General features: G+C 56.3%; 21 protein-coding genes and 1 other RNA gene. 10 read left to right on the top strand and 12 right to left on the bottom strand.

The features are described from left to right. Positions 1-221: 221 nt before the first annotated feature. A complete protein-coding gene (locus SJY13_RS04110; protein WP_377187999.1) occupies positions 222-2,993 on the top strand; it encodes an Rne/Rng family ribonuclease in 2,772 nt (923 codons plus the stop codon). Between the two features lie 55 nt (positions 2,994-3,048). On the opposite strand, the gene SJY13_RS04105 is transcribed toward SJY13_RS04110, so the two are convergent. After that, entirely contained in the window at positions 3,049-3,282 is a 234-nt protein-coding gene (locus SJY13_RS04105) for a sulfurtransferase TusA family protein (RefSeq protein WP_377187996.1), read from the bottom strand. 105 nt (positions 3,283-3,387) lie between these two features. Here SJY13_RS04105 and SJY13_RS04100 point away from each other — a divergent pair, with 105 nt between their 5' ends. The 4 genes from SJY13_RS04100 to SJY13_RS04085 all read left to right on the top strand — a co-directional run bounded on the left by SJY13_RS04100 (position 3,388) and on the right by SJY13_RS04085 (position 7,719). Further along, on the top strand, positions 3,388-4,140 hold the full coding sequence (locus SJY13_RS04100) for a cytochrome c biogenesis CcdA family protein (protein WP_377187993.1): 753 nt from the start codon (positions 3,388-3,390) through the stop codon (positions 4,138-4,140). A 63-nt stretch (positions 4,141-4,203) separates the two neighbouring features. Further along, positions 4,204-5,418 (top strand): hypothetical protein, encoded by a 1,215-nt coding sequence (locus SJY13_RS04095; RefSeq protein WP_377187990.1) that lies wholly within the window; start codon positions 4,204-4,206, stop codon positions 5,416-5,418. Next, positions 5,415-6,764, top strand: a complete 1,350-nt coding sequence (locus tag SJY13_RS04090) for a cytochrome P450 (protein ID WP_377187987.1) — start codon at positions 5,415-5,417, stop codon at positions 6,762-6,764. Before SJY13_RS04095 ends, SJY13_RS04090 begins: the two co-directional genes overlap by 4 nt. A gap of 73 nt (positions 6,765-6,837) precedes the next feature. After that, positions 6,838-7,719 (top strand): fructose bisphosphate aldolase, encoded by an 882-nt coding sequence (locus SJY13_RS04085; protein ID WP_377187984.1) that lies wholly within the window; start codon positions 6,838-6,840, stop codon positions 7,717-7,719. A gap of 6 nt (positions 7,720-7,725) precedes the next feature. Here SJY13_RS04085 and SJY13_RS04080 read toward each other — a convergent pair whose 3' ends face one another. Genes SJY13_RS04080 through fumC form a run of 4 tightly spaced genes read right to left on the bottom strand, consistent with a single transcriptional unit; the run spans position 7,726 to position 10,177 of the window. Then, a complete protein-coding gene (locus SJY13_RS04080) occupies positions 7,726-8,328 on the bottom strand; it encodes a DNA-3-methyladenine glycosylase I (protein WP_377187981.1) in 603 nt (200 codons plus the stop codon). A gap of 60 nt (positions 8,329-8,388) precedes the next feature. Beyond that, the gene (locus SJY13_RS04075) at positions 8,389-8,610 is read right to left on the bottom strand and encodes a ribbon-helix-helix domain-containing protein (protein ID WP_085824087.1); all 222 of its coding nucleotides are present in this window, start codon (positions 8,608-8,610) and stop codon (positions 8,389-8,391) included. After that, the gene (locus tag SJY13_RS04070) at positions 8,607-8,783 is read right to left on the bottom strand and encodes a DUF4169 family protein (RefSeq protein WP_085824088.1); all 177 of its coding nucleotides are present in this window, start codon (positions 8,781-8,783) and stop codon (positions 8,607-8,609) included. Before SJY13_RS04070 ends, SJY13_RS04075 begins: the two co-directional genes overlap by 4 nt. Further along, positions 8,780-10,177, bottom strand: coding sequence for a class II fumarate hydratase (gene fumC, locus SJY13_RS04065; RefSeq protein ID WP_377187977.1), 1,398 nt, complete (start codon positions 10,175-10,177; stop codon positions 8,780-8,782). Before fumC ends, SJY13_RS04070 begins: the two co-directional genes overlap by 4 nt. 207 nt (positions 10,178-10,384) lie before the next feature. Here fumC and SJY13_RS04060 point away from each other — a divergent pair, with 207 nt between their 5' ends. Continuing rightward, entirely contained in the window at positions 10,385-10,948 is a 564-nt protein-coding gene (locus SJY13_RS04060; protein WP_377187974.1) for a hypothetical protein, read from the top strand. 16 nt (positions 10,949-10,964) lie between these two features. Here SJY13_RS04060 and SJY13_RS04055 read toward each other — a convergent pair whose 3' ends face one another. From SJY13_RS04055 to SJY13_RS04025, 7 genes are all read right to left on the bottom strand, one after another. Further along, positions 10,965-11,423, bottom strand: coding sequence for an SspB family protein (locus SJY13_RS04055; protein WP_085824090.1), 459 nt, complete (start codon positions 11,421-11,423; stop codon positions 10,965-10,967). A gap of 76 nt (positions 11,424-11,499) precedes the next feature. Further along, on the bottom strand, positions 11,500-12,753 hold the full coding sequence (chrA, locus tag SJY13_RS04050) for a chromate efflux transporter (protein WP_377187971.1): 1,254 nt from the start codon (positions 12,751-12,753) through the stop codon (positions 11,500-11,502). Continuing rightward, positions 12,750-13,565 (bottom strand): chromate resistance protein ChrB domain-containing protein, encoded by an 816-nt coding sequence (locus tag SJY13_RS04045; protein ID WP_377187968.1) that lies wholly within the window; start codon positions 13,563-13,565, stop codon positions 12,750-12,752. The genes chrA and SJY13_RS04045 overlap by 4 nt, the downstream gene beginning before the upstream one ends. A 130-nt stretch (positions 13,566-13,695) precedes the next feature. Next, positions 13,696-14,127: an ester cyclase gene (locus SJY13_RS04040; protein ID WP_085824093.1), complete on the bottom strand. Its 432-nt coding sequence runs from the start codon at positions 14,125-14,127 to the stop codon at positions 13,696-13,698. Positions 14,128-14,227: 100 nt separating this feature from the next. After that, positions 14,228-14,598: a transfer-messenger RNA gene (gene ssrA, locus SJY13_RS04035) on the bottom strand. Between the two features lie 36 nt (positions 14,599-14,634). Further along, entirely contained in the window at positions 14,635-14,997 is a 363-nt protein-coding gene (locus SJY13_RS04030) for a DUF4345 family protein (protein ID WP_377193557.1), read from the bottom strand. Between the two features lie 10 nt (positions 14,998-15,007). After that, positions 15,008-15,739: a FadR/GntR family transcriptional regulator gene (locus tag SJY13_RS04025; protein ID WP_085824094.1), complete on the bottom strand. Its 732-nt coding sequence runs from the start codon at positions 15,737-15,739 to the stop codon at positions 15,008-15,010. Positions 15,740-15,824: 85 nt separating this feature from the next. Between SJY13_RS04025 and SJY13_RS04020 the strand changes: the two genes are divergently transcribed. From SJY13_RS04020 to SJY13_RS04005, 4 genes are read left to right on the top strand one after another with little or no spacing between them, the layout of a single operon-like run. Next, entirely contained in the window at positions 15,825-16,616 is a 792-nt protein-coding gene (locus SJY13_RS04020) for a DUF2182 domain-containing protein (protein ID WP_377187964.1), read from the top strand. Positions 16,617-16,620: 4 nt separating this feature from the next. Further along, positions 16,621-17,253 carry a DUF1326 domain-containing protein gene (locus SJY13_RS04015; protein ID WP_085824095.1) on the top strand — a complete coding sequence of 211 codons (633 nt, stop codon included), beginning with the start codon at positions 16,621-16,623 and terminating at the stop codon, positions 17,251-17,253. Beyond that, positions 17,253-17,759, top strand: coding sequence for a DinB family protein (locus SJY13_RS04010; protein WP_377187961.1), 507 nt, complete (start codon positions 17,253-17,255; stop codon positions 17,757-17,759). Before SJY13_RS04015 ends, SJY13_RS04010 begins: the two co-directional genes overlap by 1 nt. After that, entirely contained in the window at positions 17,760-18,863 is a 1,104-nt protein-coding gene (locus tag SJY13_RS04005) for a dimethylsulfoniopropionate demethylase (RefSeq protein ID WP_377187958.1), read from the top strand. The last annotated feature ends 63 nt before the right edge of the window (positions 18,864-18,926 follow it).

Below are 18,926 nucleotides of genomic sequence, written 5' to 3'. Positions count from 1 at the left end.
AAGCGGGTGAAAGGAATAAATGGGCAGGAAGCGGTGAGCCGCGCCTGTCGGAGAAGAACCGCGATGACGCGCGCGCAACCATTGAGTGTACGGGCAGGGGGCCACAGCGCCAGACCCTGCCGCGCGCCGTCCGAAATCGCCCTTACAAGACACCACCCCAAAAGCGCCTGTCCCCCCGGATGGGTTAGGACAACGCGTTTGGCGCGGTGCACCAAGGAAACATGGCTAAGAAAATGCTTATCGATGCCACCCACACCGAGGAAACTCGGGTTGTGGTGGTCGACGGAAACAAGGTTGAGGAATTTGACTTTGAATCCGAAAACAAACGGCAACTTGCCGGCAATATATATCTAGCAAAAGTCACCCGGGTCGAGCCTTCGCTACAGGCCGCATTTGTGGACTACGGCGGGAACCGGCATGGTTTTCTGGCGTTTTCCGAGATTCATCCGGATTACTACCAGATCCCGGTTGCTGACCGCGAAGCGCTGATGGAAGAAGAACGCGCTTACGCTGAGGCTTTGAAAGCGCGCGATGAGGCGGAAGAGGCCAAGCCAAAGCGGCGGCGTTCACGCTCGCGGACCAAGGCAGCGGATGTGAAATCGGATGACCCAGTCGAGTCGATCGACGTGTTGTCTGAGCCCACGGGCATGGAAACAATCGATCTGGATGAGAGCGAAGAGGGTGCCGATACATCGGTTCCCGAAGGAACGTCTCCGGCGGATCGCGTGGCGGATACTCCGGTAGAAGAGCCCGTTGATGAGGCGGGTGAAGAGACTGCTGGTGAGGCTGAGTCCGATGTGACGGCGGAGGCTCCGTCGGAAGAGGCTGCGGTGGTACCTGATGCCGAGGTTGAACAGGCCGAAAAAGCGCCCAGTGAGGACGCATCGACTGACACTGAAGAGCCTGCCGAGAATCCATCGAACGAGGACGATACCAAGGACGACGATGCAGAGGCAGAAGCGCGTTCAGACGCATCTGCCAAGGATGACAGCATTGAATCCGTAGCAGACGAGGATGACAGCGAGGACATTCGTCCGCCGCGCAAGCCGCGCCCGCGCCGGTACAAGATTCAGGAAGTCATCAAGGTTCGGCAGGTACTGCTGGTGCAGGTCGTCAAGGAAGAGCGTGGCAACAAGGGTGCCGCTCTGACCACGTATTTGTCGCTGGCCGGTCGCTATTGCGTTTTGATGCCGAACACGGCGCGCGGCGGCGGCATTAGCCGTAAGATCACCAATGCGCCGGACCGAAAAAAACTGAAAGAGATTGCCGCGGAAATTGATGTGCCTACCGGGGCTGGTCTGATCATTCGGACTGCAGGGGCCAAACGCACCAAATCCGAGATCAAGCGCGACTATGAATACCTGCAGCGCATGTGGGAACAGATCCGCGAACTGACGCTGAAATCCATTGCGCCCGCGAAAATCTATGAAGAAGGCGATCTGATCAAACGGTCGATCCGTGATCTCTATAACCGCGAGATCGATGAGGTTCTGGTCGAAGGCGAAGGCGGATACCGCATCGCCAAGGACTTCATGAAGATGATCATGCCGTCCCACGCCAAGAACGTGAAACGGTACGAAGATGCTCTGCCACTGTTCGCGCGCTATCAGGTTGAAAGCTATCTGACTGGCATGTTCAACCCGACCGTTCAGCTGAGGTCGGGTGGCTATATCGTGATCGGTGTGACCGAAGCGCTGGTTGCGATCGACGTGAACTCTGGCCGGGCCACCAAGGAAGGTTCGATCGAGGAAACCGCACTTAAAACCAACCTTGAGGCCGCTGAAGAAGTGGCGCGGCAGTTGCGGTTGCGGGACCTTGCCGGTCTGATTGTCATCGACTTTATCGATATGGACGAGCGTAAGAACAACGCGTCCGTCGAAAAGCGTCTGAAAGACAAGCTGAAAACAGATCGTGCGCGCATTCAGGTCGGCCGGATCTCGGGCTTTGGCCTGATGGAGATGAGCCGTCAGCGGCTGCGTCCCGGCATGCTAGAGGCGACCACACAGCCTTGCCCGGCCTGTCATGGCACTGGTCTGATCCGGTCGGACGACAACATGGCGCTGACCATTCTACGCCAGATCGAAGAAGAGGGTACCCGCCGTCGTTCCCGCGAGGTTTTGGTGCGCTGCCCGGTCAGCATTGCCAACTTCCTGATGAACCAGAAGCGCGAACATATCGCTCAGATCGAATCGCGTTATGGCTTGTCTGTTCGGATCGAAGGGGATGTACATCTTGTCAGCCCCGATTTCTCGATGGAGAAGTTCAAGACTGCCAGCCGCATCGTGCCCGAAGCCACTGCACCTGTCGTGTCCGTGGATGCGTCCTTGATGGATATGGTGGACGCGGACGAAGAAGAGGCGGTCGTCGAAGAGGAAGAAACGGTTCAGGCCGAAGAAGAGACCAAGCCCAAGCGCAAACGCCGTCGGCGTCGGCGGAAAAAGGGCAATGGATCGGGCGAAACGCCTGAAGTTGAAGGCGAAGAGGGTGAAACAGCTGCCGCTGAGGCAGGTGAAGAACCCGTTTCAGAACCTGTTGTTGAAGCGGCTTCTGAGGAAGAAAAACCCGAAAAGCCCAAGCGACGCCGTGCACCACGTCGCAAGAAGAAAGACGTCGAGGCAACCGAGGAAGCCGTACCTGCAGAGGCCGACGCAAAAGCTGCGGAACCTGCGGCAGACGCAGCAGTTGACGCGCCTGCAGTTGAAGAGGCCCCGGCCGCCGAACCTCAGGAATTGATCAGCGCGGATGCACCGACTGAGACTGCACCCGAACCTGCGGTTGAGGTCGAAGCAGACACGACGCCCGAGCCCGCGGTAGAAGCCGCACCAGAACCCGTGACAGAGGAACCGGCCCAGGACGAAACGCCCGAGCCGGTCGCGGAAGAACCAGTTCAGGAAACTCCCGAGCCTGTGCTTGAGGTGGTGACTGATGAGCCGGAACAACCCAGCGAACCGGCCAAGCCCAAGCGACGCGGCTGGTGGTCTTTGGGCCAGTAACAGAAAGGCGGGCTCAAGTGCCCGCCTTTTTCTTTTTGGGTAGGCAGTTTTGCCCTCAGCCAGTTTTTTGAATGACGTAAATCTGGTGCCCGTCTGCATCGTCCTGCGAAAGCAGTTGATACCCGCTTTCAATGCAGAAATGTGGCACGTCGATAATGGCGGCCGGATCATCCGCCAGTACACGCAACACGCTGCCTTCGGGCATGGATTTCAAGCGTTTTCGGGCTTTTAGAACCGGCAGCGGGCACAACAGCCCCAGCGCATCGAGCGTTTCCGTAGGATCAGACATAAACCTCAGATATTTGCACTTTGTCGTGGTGTCCAGCGTGCAACCACGAGGATGTGACCGAATGGCCCCGTGACGCGGTGGGTATGATACCATATGTGCTGATCTATGTTCGGAATAGAAATTATAGACGCGGGCCTGCTACCCGCCATGTTCGTCGCGCTGCTTGGCGGGTTGATCAGCTTTTTGTCTCCCTGCGTTCTGCCGATCGTTCCCCCCTATCTTGCCTATATGAGCGGTGTGTCGATCAATGAGATGCAGGACGAAGCGCAGGCGCGGCGCAAGGCAACTCTGTCGGCGCTTTTCTTTGTTCTGGGCCTGTCGACTGTGTTCTTGTTGCTTGGATTTACCGCCTCGGCTTTCGGGGTGTTTGTACTGAAAAATCAGGTCTTGTTTGCCAAACTATCGGGCGCGGTTGTGATTGTCTTTGGTCTTCATTTCCTGAACGTCATTCGCATTCCATTCCTTGACCGTGAGGCGCGGATTGAAGCGGGCGATTCTGGCGGTTCCGTGTTCGGCGCCTATATTTTGGGTCTTGCTTTCGCGTTCGGCTGGACACCGTGTATTGGTCCGCAATTGGGGGCGATCTTGTCGTTGGCCGCGTCCGAGGCCTCGGTTGCGAGGGGAACCTTGCTGCTGGGCGTTTACGCGGCGGGGCTGGGGATTCCGTTCTTGCTGGCAGCAATGTTCCTGAACCGGTCGATGTCCGTCATGAACCGCATCAAACCGCATATGGCCACAATCGAAAAGGTGATGGGCGGCCTACTGCTGTTTGTTGGCATCATGCTGATCACCGGACTGTTCACCGAATTCAGCTGGTGGCTGCTTGAAACATTCCCGGCGCTGGCCAATTTCGGTTAATCGACTGATCTGACTTACCTTGGCGTTCATGCTGCGCTAACCTGCACGGCAGAAGGTAAGGCTATGAACAGTCAACAAAATCAGCCTCAGGTTCGCAGGCGTCGGGTGTTTTACATTTCCGGCTACGATCCGATTCACCCGCGCCGATACCGCGAGCTCTATCGCAAAGAAAGCCAGGCGCAGGCCGCGATCTCGGGGTACGAAATTTCCCTGTCCCCCAAATCGGACGAAGGACCGTATGGCTGGCATGTCCGCTCGCGTCAGGACGGGGTGGATATTCAGGCGGATATCGACGTGCTGGTCTGGTCGGACATCGTGCGCGACACAATGGCGACCTCGATTCCAGCGACTTATCTGCAATTGGTCCGAACGGCCTGGATCTATATCGGGTCCGGGACGCTTTGGCGACTGATGAGGTTGCGCAAAGGTCCGGTGATTGCGGCGCTCTACCCGGTTGGAATGCTGATTGTGCAACTTGCTGTCGCCTTTGCAGTTGCTTGGGGTCTGACTGCACTGCTTACCCCAGTGGTTGGCTGGCTGGCGCTGATCCCTGCGGCGGTTGTTGCATACGCGCTGCTTCACTGGTTTCGCAAAATCGATCACCGGTTGTTTGCCTATTACCTGATGCATGACTATGCCTATTCTGCTGCGCAAAAAGGCGCAGTTCCGGCAGAATTGAACGCGCGCCTATCCACGTTTACGGACCATATTCGCGGCGCTCTGACCTCGGATGTAGATGAGGTTTTGGTGGTCGGCCATTCCTCCGGTGCGCATCTGGGCGTTGCAGTGCTGGCTGATCTTATCCGCACGGGTGCAATGTCAGACCGCCATCCACCACTGTCCTTTCTGACATTGGGACAGGTGGTGCCGATGGTTTCTTTCCTGCCCAATGCCGACGCATTGCGCAGCGACCTGCAATTTCTATCTGAACGGGACGAACTGACATGGGTCGACGTATCAGCACCGGGGGATGGCTGCGCCTTTGCCCTTTGTGATCCCGTGGCAGTGACCGGAGTAGCAACGGAAATGGCCCGCTGGCCACTGGTTTTGTCCGCAGCCTTTACGCAAACCCTGACACCAGAGCGCTGGCAAGAGCTGCGCTGGCGGTTTTTTCGACTGCATTTCCAATATCTGTGCGCATTTGATCGACCGAAGGATTACGATTACTTCAGGATCACGGCAGGGCCGCAAACTCTGGGGCAACGCTTTTCCCAGCGCGCGCCGTCAAAGTCGCGTATCGAACGACCGACCTCAAAATACAGATCGGTTCGGCCATGATACCGCCAAAGCCAACACCTCGTCCGGACAAGGTAACGCTTTGGCAGTATCTAAAGCTGTTTCGCAAAGACCTGCTGTCGGCCCAGCCGCAGCGCCTGTACCGCGCCTGGATGGCCGAGTTTCGCACGCCGTTCTTCCGGTCTTATCTGGTGAACCAGCCCGACGTCGTTGACACGGTCCTGAAACAACGCCCTGACGATTTCCCAAAATCCAATCGCATCAGCGAAGGCCTGCGCCCGCTGCTGGGCAATTCGGTATTTCTGACCAATGGTGAGACATGGAAACGGCAACGCCGCATCATTGATCCAGCTTTTGAGGGCGGGCGGCTGAGGGACACATTTCCCGCCATGCTGGGTGCCGCACAGGCCTGTGTCGACCGTTTGCGGGACCAGACAGGAACCGTTGTAGAATGCGAAGAGATTACCAGCCACGCGGCGGCTGATGTGATTTTCCGAACGTTGTTCTCGGTCCCGATCGAGGATGAAGTGGCTGCTCAGGTGTTTGACAAATTCCAGGATTATCAACGCCAGCAGCCTTTGTTGAACCTTGCGGCCTTTATGCCGATCCCGCGTAGGGTACCGCGCCTGCATTCCCGAACTACACGCAGGAATGCCAAGGACATTAGGGCATTGATCACGCGGCTGACGTCGGAACGGGCAGAGCTGATCGCCAAGGGGCAAGCACCGGACGATCTTGCCACCAAGATCATGACCACGCCCGACCCCGAAACCGGGCGCTGCTTTGACACGCGGGAAATGGTGGATCAGGTCGCGATTTTCTTTCTGGCCGGTCATGAAACCAGTGCCTCGGCCCTTGCCTGGACATTGTACCTGATGGCGCTTTATCCCGAATGGCAGGAAAAGCTAAGCGCGGAGGCGCAGGCGCTGGACGCATCTGACTTTGCCGCTGTGTCCAAGCTCCGCCTCAGCCGCGATGTGTTCCGCGAGGCGCTGCGGCTGTACCCACCGGTGCCGATGATGGTGCGTGAAACCACATGTCCCGAACACTTTCGGGGCAGGGATGTTCCCACGGGGTCACAGATCGTCCTCAGCCCCTGGCACCTGCATCGTCAGGAACGCTTGTGGAACCGACCGGATGAATTTGATCCAACACGGTGGAGCACCGAAAACGGCAAGAGCTGCCAACGCAAGGCTTATATCCCGTTTTCGGCTGGCCCTCGCGTTTGCACCGGGGCCGGGTTCGCCATGATCGAAGGACCGCTTTTGCTGTCCACATTGCTGCGGCACTTCCGGTTCGAAGTTGTCGAGGGGCGAACACCCGTTCCGGTCGCACATTTAACGGTCAGATCCAAAGATGGAATTTGGTTGCGCGTGGTTGAGCGCTAACAAACTACCATCACCCTCCGCCTTGCTGTATGCGGTTGCAAAACGCGGAATCATTATTGAACGGGAAACTCTTATGTCCAAAGCACAACAGCGCGAGCAAATGTCGAACGGCGCAGGATTCATTGCGGCACTGGATCAAAGCGGCGGTTCGACGCCCAAGGCGTTGGCTTTGTACGGAGTTGAAGAATCCGACTACAGCTCGGACGCAGAAATGTTCGGTGAAATTCAGAAAATGCGCGCCCGGATCATTCTGGCCGACGATTTCACAAAGAACAAAGTGATTGGTGCGATCCTTTTCGAACGCACCCTCGGCGAGCAGATCGACGGTCGCAAAGTTGCCGATTACTTGTGGTCGGTCAAAGGCATCGTGCCGTTTCTGAAGATCGACAAAGGTCTGGAAGAACAAGCCAACGGTGTTCAGGTGATGAAACCGATCCCCGGCCTAGCGGAAACACTGGCCAAAGCAGAAGGTGTATTTGGCACCAAGGAACGCTCGGTAATCCATGAGGCCAATGCCGAAGGGATCGCCGCCGTGGTTGCGCAGCAGTTTGATGTCGCTCGCGAAGTGACCGCTGCCGGAATGATTCCGATTGTTGAACCAGAGGTGAACATCAACTCGGCCACCAAAGCCGAAGCGGAAGATATTCTGAAGGCTGAGATTCTGAAGAATCTCGACCAGCTGGACGAAGGGCAGGATGTGATGCTGAAACTCACCATCCCCAACAAAGCGAACCTGTTCGACGCCTTGGCGGATCATCCGCGTGTTCTGCGTGTTGTAGCTCTGTCGGGTGGTTATTCGACTGAGCAAGCCTGTGATCTGCTGAGCCAGAACGGAAAGATGATCGCATCTTTCTCACGCGCTTTGACCGAAGGTCTGTCCAAACTGCAATCTGATGCCGAGTTCAATGACGCTTTGGGCAGCAATATCGACAAGATCTTCCGCGCTTCGGTCTGAGTGGCGCTATTCCGGCCTGATGAAATCGCGGCGCAACTGCGCCGCTTTTTCGCGCATGACGCACCCGATTGCGTGGTCGTTCACCAGCCCCATGGCCTGCATGAACGCAAACACGGTGGTTGGCCCGACAAATTTCCAGCCGCGTTTCTTCAGATCCTTGGACATATCCACGGATTCCGGTGAGGTGGACGCTGTTTGCGGCTCGGGCGGGGTCTCTGCCTCATACCGCCAAACATAGGCGGCCAAAGAGCCTTCAGCCGCCACAAGTTCTTGTGCGCGGCGGGCGTTGTTGATCACGGCTTCGATTTTACCACGGTGGCGAACAATGCCCTTGACAGTCAAAAGACGTTCAATATCTGCTTCGTCAAACTCGGCTACCGCATTGTAATCAAACCGATTAAAGGTCTTTCTAAAGTTGCCTCTCTTGGCCAGAATGGTGCGCCAGCTTAGTCCGGACTGAAAGCTTTCGAGGCACAATTTCTCGAACAATCTCTGGTCGTCGGCTACCGGGTAACCCCATTCCTGATCATGGTAGTCAAAGAACTCAGGGGCGGAGCTGCACCAGGCGCATCGTGGTTGGCCGTCTGGTCCGGGAATGGTGTTTCTCATCACTTGTACCCTTTTTGTTCTCAGTAAAGATACAGGTAAGTCAGCGAAGGATGCAAGGGATCAGTTGGGGGTTCTGTACCACTTCAGAATAAACACCCGAATGGCCGAAGCCAGACCAATTTCGGGATCACGCGCAACATCAATTTCTGCCGCTAACACATTGATTGGAATTTCTTTCGCCTGCGCGATCTCTCGAAAGGCGAGCCAAAATTCATCCTCAAGCGAGACCGAAGTGCGGTGACCTTTCAGGGTCAGGGATCGTTTGACCGGGCGACTGCTCATTCATCCAACTCACGATCATCCAAGTCTCGATGAAACTTGTCACGTTCGAATTTACTCTCAATCTTTTCGGATTTGGTCCGTCCGAATTTCACGGCGTTTTGGTCTGCGCGGGCCTTTGACTGCGCCCGCGCCTTTTCCTTTCGATACCGGTTCAGGTTGACCGGCTTGCTCATTTGTCCTTGGGGCCGATCATATGTTCGGGGCGGACCACGGCGTCAAAGGTTTCCTCGTCCACAAAGCCCAGCGCGATGGCCTCTTGCTTGAGGGTCGTGCCGTTCTTATGCGCCGTCTTTGCGACCTTGGTGGCGTTATCATAGCCAATGGTCGGTGCCAGCGCGGTCACCAGCATTAGCGATTCTTTCATTAACTTGTCGATCCGTGGCTCATTGGCCTGAATGCCCAGCAACATACGTTCGGTAAAGCTGTCGGTGGCGTCACCGAGCAATTGAATGGACTGCAGCAGGTTGTAGGACATCATCGGGTTGTACACGTTCAACTGGAAGTGACCCTGCGAGCCTGCAAACTTGATCGCGGCGTCATTACCCATCACATGGGCGGCGACCTGTGTCAGTGCTTCGGCCTGCGTCGGGTTCACTTTCCCGGGCATGATCGAGGATCCGGGCTCGTTTTCCGGCAGGATCAACTCGCCTAGACCAGAGCGCGGACCAGAACCCAACAGGCGGATATCATTGGCAATTTTATAGCAAGATCCAGCAATGGTCGCCAAGGCACCAGACAGGAAGACCATGGCGTCATGAGCGGCCAGCGCTTCAAATTTGTTTGGCGCAGTAACGAAGGGCAGGCCGGTGATCTCAGCCATGTTGGCCGCGACTGCCTCATCCCATCCGTGATGTGTATTCAGGCCGGTGCCAACAGCAGTGCCGCCTTGTGCCAGCTCATAGATGCCGGGCATCGAGGTCACAACCCGTTCAATCCCCTGACGGATCTGATGCGCGTAGCCGCCAAATTCCTGTTCCAGCGTCAGCGGGGTGGCGTCCTGCGTATGCGTCCGGCCGATCTTGATGATGCCTTCGAATTCCTTGGCCTTCTTCTCCAGGGCCGAAGCGAATTTCTCTAACCCCGGCAAAAGAACGTCCCTCACGCTCATTGCGGTGGCAATGTGCATGGCGGTGGGAAACGTGTCGTTCGACGATTGCCCCATGTTGCAATGATCGTTGGGGTGCACTGGGTCTTTTGAGCCGATAACACCGCCCAGAATCTCAATCGCACGGTTCGCGATGACCTCGTTCGAGTTCATGTTCGACTGGGTGCCCGACCCGGTCTGCCAAACAACCAGCGGAAAGTTGTCGTCGAACTTGCCATCGATCACCTCACCGGCGGCCTGAATGACTGCGTCCGCGATTTTGCCGTCCAGTTTTCCAATCGCCTTGTTTTCCATGGCGCAGGCTTTTTTGATCACGCCCAGCGCCCGCACGATGGCTGTGGGCTGCTTTTCCCAGCCGATCGGAAAGTTCATGATTGAACGCTGAGTTTGGGCGCCCCAGTACTTATCAGCAGGGACTTCCAACGGGCCAAAGCTGTCGGATTCGGTGCGGGTCTGAGACATCGGTCACTCCGTCTTGTATGCAGTCGTATGCCGTGTACCCGTGACAGTGTCATCGTGCAATCGGCCAGTTGCGCGCACCATAAACGTATGGCCTGCAAAGGTATAGAAGCGGGGGTGCGTCATTTTTCTTTTGAAAGGCGGTCACAGCGGCATTGTGCGCAGGGATGGCTAGGTTACAATCAATGCATCACCACATTGGAGGTTGAGGTGGGTATTATTGATCGGACCCGTCCCCTGAAGATCATCGCATTTTCACTCGGGATTTTATTTTGGACCGCTTTTTCAACCGTTCAAGCCTTTGCGGCAGACATTTCGGCGTTTGTCGGCGATTATGTCGGGTCCGCAACCGTGGTGGACGGCGACGGAACCGAAACCCCACGCGATATGAGCGTGTCGATCCACGAGAACAGGCAGGGCTTTAACGTCAGCTGGAAAACGACGACCTACAAGTTGGACGGACGTGTCAAGGATCAAAAATTCTCGATTGATTTCAACCCGTCCGACCGGTCCGACGTTTATTCAGCAGCAATGAAACGCAACGTGTTCGGGCATGAGGTACCGCTGGATCCGATGCAGGGTGAGCCATTTGTCTGGGGTCGTATCGAAGGTGATACGCTGACCGTGTTTTCCCTTTTTATCGGTGAGACAGGCGATTATGAGCTGCAGCAGTTTGACCGTACACTGGCCGACGGCGGACTGAACCTGTCCTTCTCAAGGTTTCGAAACGGGATAAAATCCCGTTCCGTTGAGACATTTCTGAAAAAGAAATAGGGGCCGCTCTACGGCGTTACTTCCGGAAACTGTCCAGAGACACCACATCGGCGTCCTGGTGGTCTTCTTCCTCTTCGACCTCAATCGAATCTTCAACATAGGCTTCGCTCTCGTCTTCATCTTCGGGGCTTTCAAACCGCAAGCCGAATTCGACGGATGGGTCCACGAAGGTCTTGATTGATCCGTACGGAATATAAAGCGTCTCGGGTGCGTCACCGAAGTTCAGCGTGATGCCGAAACCGTCATCTCCGACTTCGAGATTCTCGAACCAGTGCTGCATGACAACGGTCATTTCTTCAGGATACCGCTCGCGCAGCCAATCGGCGAGCTCAACACCATCCTGACGTGTATCAAAGGTAATGAAGAAATGATGCGCGCCCGGCAGGCCGTTTTCAGAAACGTCGGTCAAAACGGTTTTGATCAGCCCGCGCATCGCGGTGTGCATCAAGTTTCCATAATCGATGTCTTGCGACATGTGTAATCCTCAAAAGTGGTTAACCTCAGAATAGAGATTTTCATCGGAAACGAAAGACCGGGTATCAGGTGATTGTTCAAAGGAAATGAAATCCCATCCCAATCGCTGCGACAACGGTCAGAGTTGTTGCCATTCCAAATTTAAACTTAAAAATCAATAGGCCAGCAATCACCGTCAGGATCAAAGCCCTCAGGTCCAGGCTTGTAAGCTCCGGCCACGGTAGGGCCACTGGCCCCCAGGACTGGTTGGGAACTTCTGCGAAAAGAACGTTCAAACCAAACCAAACGGACAGGTTAAGAATCACACCCACGACAGCGGCGGTGATCCCATGCAATGCCGCAGACAATCGAGGGCGCGCCGCCAATTGATCCAGGTAAGGGGCCGCCAGAAATATCCAAAGGAAACAAGGGACAAAGGTTGCCCATAATGCGACCATACCAGCAGCTATCGCAAGTGTTGCCCCACCCGAGATCTGGCCCGTCAGCATGGCGACAAATTGGGTTACCAGAATCAAGGGGCCGGGTGTGGTCTCGGCCAGACCCAACGCGTCTATCATCTGATCGGTACTGATCCACTGGTGTTTGTCCACGACAGTCTGGGTCATATAGGCCAGCACGGCATAAGCGCCGCCAAAGGTCACAACTGCCAATCGGGCAAAGAACCATCCCAAATCACTGAGCAGTTTTTGCCCCGATAGGTTGAGCGCAAGCAGTGGCCCAAGCCACAACATCAACCACAGGGCACCCGTTCGGATCATGCCCGTCACCTTGGGAGCTTGGGGAATGTCTGAGGTCTGAGGCTGTCCCTGAAACGTGACAAATCCCCATATTGCCGCGACCAGAATAATCAGCGGGAACGGTAGGTTCAGCGCAAAGATGGCCAGGAATCCCAGCCCGGCAATCGCCTTGTGCTGCATATCCGTAAGTGCCTTGCGCGAAAGATTTCTAAGTGCCTGCAGCACGATGACAATGACCGTTGCCTTCACCCCCAGAAACCCGGCTTGAACCAAGGGCAGGTTACCAAACGCCGCATAAAGACCGACAAGGGCTGCGATGATAAAGGCACCGGGCAGGACAAACAGCGCACCGGCGATCAAGCCACCGGTGACGCCGCGCAGTCGCCAACCTGCATAGATGGCCAATTGCATAGCTTCGGGGCCGGGTAACAGCATGCACAGCGACAGCGCCCGCAAATATGTCTGTTCGTCCAGCCAGGGGCGTTTTTCTACCAATTCCTGATGCATCAATGAGATTTGGGCGGCGGGGCCTCCGAAGGACAGCAGGCCAATACGCCCAAACACACGGACCAATTCTGAACGTGTCGGCTTCATGCCTTGCGATCCGTCGGCCAGTCATGCCCTTCCTCGGAACCGTCCCGTGCCCAACGGTAAAGCGCATCATAAAGGTGCAGCCCTGCCGCAAGGTTTTGGTGGTCGTCGCGGTATTGCCGGGACAAGCCTACCGACACGGCCAGTAGCCCTGCCGCCTCGGGCGCAAGGTTGTGGCGGTTGGTATCTGCCGCCCGAACAACCGTGGCGAGACGGTCCAGGGCTGGGGTGTGCAACGCGAACTCATCAAGCATGGTGTCGAAGGTGCAGTGGTCCTCTCGGTGGGTCCAAAACGTGTTTTCGATATCAAACGGCGTGGCGCCAAAAACCTCGGCGACCGAGGTAACTTCGGATGGGGCCACAAACAGGAAACGCGCCGTGGGGTCGACAAAGCGGCGGATCAGCCAGGGGCAGGCAATACGATCGATTTTGGGGCGATGACGTGTGACCCAGAGTGTCGTGCCCTCAACGCGTTCGGGCAAAGCGTTGGCGGGAACACGCGGCGCATCTGTTATGGCACGCCAACCGTACATGCCACCCTCCAGATACTCGGCGTTACATCCTTCGCTGCGCAGCCATGAGACCAAGCCCTGACTGAGCTTTTTGCCTTTTTGGCAAACGATAACGGCCGAACGGTCGCCGATCAGACCGACAAGGCCCTGAAAGTCCTGCGCTGCATGGCGCGTTGATCCAGGGATCAGATAGGGATCAGCTTCAAAGTCGGGGTCCAGACATATGTCGATCAAAACCGGTGCCTGAGGCGTTCCGATCAGTCGCAACAACTGCTTTGGGGTAATTGAGTTTGGCGCGGGCATAGCATGTCTCCTGGTTTAGGCGGATACATGCGAAACTTGGGCTGACGCCTCACGGGGCGTTCGCAATCTTACCCCATGGCCTTTGCTTACGTGCAAGCGCCATGAGGGTCAAGATTACGTGGGCATTACATCAGGCCCATTCCAGCCTTTGACCTGTCATGCAAACGGGCAGGGTGTCTTCAGGAAACTGGCCAAGCTGCTCGAACAAAGAGATGAAGTCGAACTGGTTATATGCCTCAACCATGCGCCCATCACGTACACGGGCAATAACGCTGCCAGCGGCCTGCAATGGGGCACCGTTGTCTGCACGGGTCGTTTTCACCTTGATAATGGCAGAAACCCAATCGTCCTGTTCAATAACCTTGGGCAGTTCCACATGAATCTCTCCAAGGACATGCCGAAACGCCATGACAAGATCGCGGAATTCATCGGCGCCAACCTGCATTTCTGGGATTATTCCTTCGGCCATCGTGTCTGGCGCAAAATACTGGTCGATTGCGTCGGTATCTCCCTTTTCCCAGACCTCTGCATACCAGTCCCTGAGTAGATCCGCGTGTGCCATCCCAGCTCTCCTTTTCCTGTCGCCGTCAGCATGAGACGAAAGAATGAAAAAACTCTGAACGTGAACAAGACGTTGGGAATACAGCAGACATTTGGGTGGAAATGCAGGTTTCTGTTGCCAGGTACCTGCGAACCCCGCCTTACGCGGCTAGGCGCAAGGGCTTAAGTTTCGGTCTTGCTACTGCTTACGCAGCAACTGCAACCGGAGCACGATTGTCATTTGCAATTGTACTTTTTGGGCCGGTACGGTGGCACCCCGCCGAAACAAAGCTAACCCCTTTAGACGTTCGTCGATCCTATTTCGGCCCCCCGATTCTGACGAAATCCTCAAATGAAGGATACCTCCAGAAGGTATATGGTGGAGCCGCCGGGTACCGCCCCCGGGTCCGATCCGCTTATTACGAGCGCGTTTATGTCCATAGTCCCGAAGGACATACCCTATATAGGTGAGCATGAAGCTGGATGCAAACCGGGAATTTCTCACCCCGGTTGTTTAAAAAACAATATCTTACGCAGATTTGTTGATGTTCGCCAAAATCAACCACAGGGCAAGAACCAGTTCGATTCCACCAAATGTCAGCGCCTTGGCCAAAGGTGGGTTGTCCAAAACAACCGACACAAACCGGCCAAGGGCGGCGCCTGCGTAAACTACGCCCAGCATTCCATAGGCCATAGGGTTGTTCAGCCACAAAACGGCCACCCCGGTGACAACGAACAACCCGCCGACTGACGCACGCATCTCACTTAGGCCCATATTGCTGGTGGTTGGGGCCAGATCCAATGAGGTGGCCGTCCAGGCTGGGGCCAGAAATCCGAACAGACCAAAGCCGATGGTCAGGATGGCAGCAGCTATGTTCAGGGCAGTGATCATCGACACCTCATCACGCGGGTTTGCGTCGCTGTTGGGCGACATCCTGCGCCAGTTTACGCGTGTAGTTTTCAAGCTTTACAAGTGTTGCGTCCACTCTGTCACCGTCACGGTTTTCCAGCGCATCCGCGATTTGGGTATGCAGAACGATGATTTCTTCGCGGGACCGGGCGGTGAAAGTGATCATGTTCATCAAGGGCTGCATCGCCTCAACTGCACCGGCGAGTTGATAAGACAGAACCGGGTTGCCCGCACCGTCGACAAGCGCGCGGTGGAAGGCGACGTCCGAGGCGCAGAAAGCCTCATCCGTCAAGCCAGGCTGGGCTTGGCGAAAAATCTCGGCGCGCATGGTGGCCAGTTGATCGGCGGTCCGGCGGTGGGCCGACAGCGGTGCGCAGGCCCGTTCCAACGCATAGCGCGCCTCGCACGCGGTATCGAAGCTGACCGCATTCATTGACAAAAGCAGCGTCGAGGTGGTGATCTGCTGGGTATAGGCATCTTCAAACCCCAGCCGATTGACAAATGCACCGCCCGTCGCGCCCCGTTGCGTGCGTATAAGCGATTGTGCAGCAAGGCGTTTCAGTGCTTCGCGCACGGTGGGCCGGGAAACGTTGAACTGATCAGACAGTTCCGCCTCGGACGGCAATCTTTCATCCACGATCAATTTTCCCGAGACGATTGCATCCCGAATGGCCTGAGCGATCTGGGCTGATAAATCCGCAGGTTTCTGGGGGTCGATTTTCATTTTCCGGGAGCCGTAGGTAATTTTCATTTGTCTGACATTTAAAAGTCTGACATTTGAATTGCAAGAACTGAGTCGGGAGGAAGAAGTGAGTCGCACAGTTCTCCGCAACGGATTCTGGTTGGGATTCTACGCCCTGATCCTGTGGTCGTGGTGGATGATGTTTACCATGAGCCGCGATATGGATCTGGACTGGATCGGCCGCCCCGGTCCGATGGGCGAGGCCATGCGCGCCATGGACCCCCGCATGGACATGTACATGCCGATGGCTGAGTTTGGCCCGTTGTTCTGGATGTGGGCGATCATGATGGCGGCCATGATGCTGCCCACTCTGGTGCCAACCCTGCGCAGCTATGATGACCTGATCCGCAGCGCCAATGGCACGCGGGCAGGGTGGATCGGCGTTCTGACCGGGTATTTCATCGTGTGGGTAGGCTTCGCAGCGCTGATAACAGGTGTGCAACTGATCCTGCTGTTTGGCGGCATCGTGGATATGCTGGGTATTGCCAAATCAACCTACCTGTCGGGCGGTCTGTTGATTGTCGTCGGCGCATTCCAGTTCACCCGCGTTAAAGAAGTGTGTCACGGCGTCTGTCATTCACCCATGTCCTATTTTCTGGGCCATTGGAAAACCGGTTTCGCAGGCGGGCTGCGGATGGGCCTTGGGCTTGGCACCTTCTGTGTCGGCTGCTGCTGGGGGTTCATGGCTCTTGGCTTTGTCGGCGGAGTCATGAGCCTGTTGTGGATGGGCGCAGCAACCTTTTTCATGGTGTTGGAAAAACTACCCCAGATCGGGCACGCTATCACGCGCCCGCTGGGATTTGCATTGATCGCAGGCGGGCTTTTTCTGCTCGTCTACCCCTTAGCTTTCGGAGGATAAGCTTATGGCTAACATGGAAATTACTCCCGCAGATTGGTCCATCAAGGGTGAGTTGATTCTGAACTGCTCGTGTGAACTGTTTTGCCCTTGTGTGGTCTCTCTGGGGGCGCACCCTCCGACCGAGGGGCATTGCCACGCATGGATGGGGATCGTCATTGATGAGGGGCATTATGAAGGCGAAGACATCTCGGGCATGAATGTCGGGCTTCTGGTCGATATCCCGGGTCGCATGGGAGAGGGCCAGTGGAAGGTCGCGGCCTATGTCGACGAACGGGCCACGGACGCAGCCTATGACGGTCTTCTGCAGATTTTCAGCGGTCAGGCGGGGGGGACAACAAGCCTATTCACCATGCTGGTCAGCGAAATCATCGGTGCCGAGCGCGCACCGGTTCAGATCGAGAGGGATGGCACCAAACGCCGCATCACCATCGGACGTAAAATCCAGGGCGAAATTGAAATGCTGGCCGGTTCCAACCCTGAAAACCCGGTAATGGTGTCGAACTCGAAATACTGGATGGGGCCAGATATCATCGTAGCCCGCGGTACAAAATCCAAGGTGCGTGATTACGGCCGAGTTTGGGATTTTGGCGGCAAATCGGCCGAGATTTGCCCCATCGACTGGCATGGGCAAAAGTGATGATCTCAGCCAGTTACGCCCAAGAGATGGCGCGGTATAATCACTGGCAAAACAGCCAGTTGAAAGAGTTTCTTGTGGCATTGTCACCCGAGGAGCTAACCTGCGAACGGGGGGCCTTCTTTGGCTCGATCATGGGGACCGCAAATCACCTGTTATGGGGCGACTGGATCTGGATGTCGCGCTTTGACAAGGGGCAGGGTCCTAGCGGTGGCATCCCAGCCAGCAAATCTCTGTGCGCGGGCCTGTCGGAATGGTTGCCTCTGCGCGATACGGTGGATCAGCGCATCACCGAGTGGGCAACCGCTTTGCCAGACGGGGTGTTGACCGGGCCATTCACCTGGTTTTCAGCGGCTAAAAATGAAGATGTCACAAAGCCTTATGCGCAATGTGTTATGCATTTCTTCAACCACCAGACGCATCACCGGGGACAATTGCATCAAATGCTGACCGAAACCAGGTCAGCCGCCCCCGTCAGTGATCTGGTCTTTCTGCCAGAGGAGGTCTAAGTGGCTCAGATTTCATTGTCCCGTCGCTTGCGCCGCACGCCTTTTTCCGAAGGGGTCGAGGCGGCTGGTGTCAGAGGGTTCACGGTCTATAACCGAATGCTCTTGCCGACTGTGTTTGAAAGCGTGCAGGCAGATTACCGACATCTGAAATCCCATGTTCAGGTCTGGGACGTCTCCTGCGAGCGGCAGGTTGAGCTGCGCGGCCCAGACGCGGCCCGATTGATGCAGATGCTGACCCCGCGCGATTTGCGGGGCATGTTGCCCGGACAGTGTTATTACGTGCCCATCGTGGATGAAACCGGCGGCATGCTGAATGATCCGGTGGCGGTGAAGTTGGCCGAGGACCGATGGTGGATATCGATTGCTGACAGTGACCTGTTGTTGTGGGTCAAGGGCATCGCCAACGGATACCGTCTGGATGTGCTGGTCGATGAACCGGATGTTTCTCCACTGGCCATTCAGGGCCCCAAAGCAGACGAGTTGATGGCACGTGTCTTTGGGGACCGTGTCCGCGATATCCGTTTTTTCAAATTCGACATGTTCGAATTTGAAGGTCGTGATCTGGCGGTGGCCCGTTCCGGGTATTCCAAACAGGGCGGGTTCGAGATTTATGTCGAGGGATCCGACATTGGAATGTCGCTGTGGAACGCTTTGTTTGCGGCTGGTGAAGATCTGCAGGTGCGCGCCGGTTGTCCCAACCTGATTGAGCGGATCGAGGGCGGATTGCTGTCTTATGGCAATGACATGACCGATTACAATACACCTCATGAATGTGGGTTAGGCAAATTCTGCAACACGCACACGGCGATTGGCTGCATCGGTCGGGACGCGCTGTTGCGCGTTGCCAAAGAGGGGCCGGTTCAGCAGATACGCCCAATCACAATCCACGGAGATGCGGTTCCGCCCTGTGATCGCCCCTGGGCAGTGTATGCTGGCGGTAAGCGGGTCGGGCAGGTCACCTCGGCCGCGTGGTCCCCGGACTTTGAAAGCAACGTTGCGATCGGGATGATGCGGCTCAGCCATTGGGATGCGGGCGCGGAGGTTGAGGTCGAAGCCCCGGACGGCACGCGCCGCGCCACAGTCAGAGAGGCGTTCTGGATTTAAACGGGGTCGGGGGCTCTGCCCCCGTTGCTGCGCAACTCCCCCGGGATATTTTTAGCCAGGTGA

The organism is Ruegeria meonggei (assembly GCF_042768335.1).
In the GTDB taxonomy this organism is placed as follows: Bacteria; Pseudomonadota; Alphaproteobacteria; order Rhodobacterales; family Rhodobacteraceae; genus Ruegeria; species Ruegeria meonggei.
The sequence above is the reverse complement of the archived record's forward strand: the minus strand, read 5'-3'. Positions and strand labels throughout refer to the sequence as shown.